Origin of the sequence: Nitrosomonas halophila (assembly GCF_900107165.1) — a bacterium.
In the GTDB taxonomy this organism is placed as follows: Bacteria; Pseudomonadota; Gammaproteobacteria; order Burkholderiales; family Nitrosomonadaceae; genus Nitrosomonas; species Nitrosomonas halophila.
Map to the genome: position 1 here is coordinate 1 of NZ_FNOY01000143.1, position 1387 is coordinate 1387.

General features: G+C 47.2%; 1 protein-coding gene. It reads left to right on the forward strand.

Annotated features, from left to right (window positions below; genetic code table 11):
- The first annotated feature begins 523 nt into the window (after positions 1-523).
- Entirely contained in the window at positions 524-1237 is a 714-nt protein-coding gene (locus BLV85_RS14695) for an AcaB family transcriptional regulator (protein ID WP_090415956.1), read from the forward strand.
- Positions 1238-1387: the final 150 nt, after the last annotated feature.

A 1387-nucleotide genomic window follows, 5' to 3' on the forward strand; every position in this document is an offset into this window, starting at 1 on the left:
AATCTGTGCACCAAATCCATGCCAATCAATTGCACCAGATGTCAGCATGTGTTGCATAGCCTGGTGATCAACCTCGTTTACTTCGCCCATGCGCAGCATGGTCGCCCGATCGGATTGAAACAGTCCACGCAGATAACCATAAAACGTCGCTGTTGCATCGCGCGTCGAGGAGACGAAAAATGATGAAAATGAAGATAAATGCGCGCCAAGCGCTTCTGGGAGCCCCTGTAGGGCAGATTTGAGAGACTGTTTAGTATTTTCACGACATGATCGTGATTAACATATATAAAACAATGACTTATTATACATCAACTGGATGCCTCATTGGAATTATTTGAATCTGACAAAGTAGAACTAAAAATTGCTGTTTGTTTGACTTCCCCAGCTTGGAAGATCCTGTCTTTGTCAAAAAGACAGAATACGCAAAAATTCTATCGTGGATAATTTTAGATTGCGAGTGTGAAACGGTGCGCTTTTGTGCTTTTTTTGGCCGGATTTTTCAAATGTGCGCAACTAGAATCCCATGATCAGACATTTAGGCGAGGTCATCATGGCAAGCGACAAATCCACCAAAAGCCGCCCTTATGTAGTGCAAAGTCTCAAGCTGCAATCCTTTCATGCGCAACAGGTATTCCGGCGAGGATTCGATTTGTATACCGATGCGATCTATTCACTCTCCGTGGTGTTGCGCGCGGTCGGTACTGAAGATCAAGTGCGCGCTATGGAAGAATTGATCGATGATCGGCTCAACAGAGCCCAAAACGATATTCGCAACGAGATTGCCCGCCTCGAAAAAGTGGTTGAAGACAACGGTATCACGCTCGATCGCGTCAATTACTCCGAGCCGCTCGTCATGGAAGCCAAGATATCCTCCCATCGCTCCGCACGTTATGCAGGCATCTTGCATGAGTTCGACGGATTGATCGCAAAGCTCGATGCACTTTGGCTGTCAGGCATGATTCCCGACAATGAATATTCGCGAATCCTGTATGAGTGGAAGCGCAGAATTCTCAAAATTGCCAGTAGCGCCAGAGGCACTGTGCGACAGGCGATGATTGATTCCAGAAAGCAGGCGCAACAAGAGAGCTCTAATCAGAACGTGCAGAACAAAACCGCCGGCCAGACATTTTCTGGTGGTACTGAGCCCGTCATCAACGGTGAATCTGGTATCGATGAAGTACCGGATGTCAAAAGTAAAACGCCGAAGAACAGTTCCGGCCTGTTCGGATGGATTTAGACATGGCTGATTTGAAACCTGGCTATTTGATGGTTTCACTCACGCTGTCATAGAAATTTCGGCTCGTCAGCAGAATCTGTGGGCGACATCCGGTTCAGGTAGCGCGCCAAGTGCATGATATAATGCGATTTCTGCGCCATGAAAGGTTCG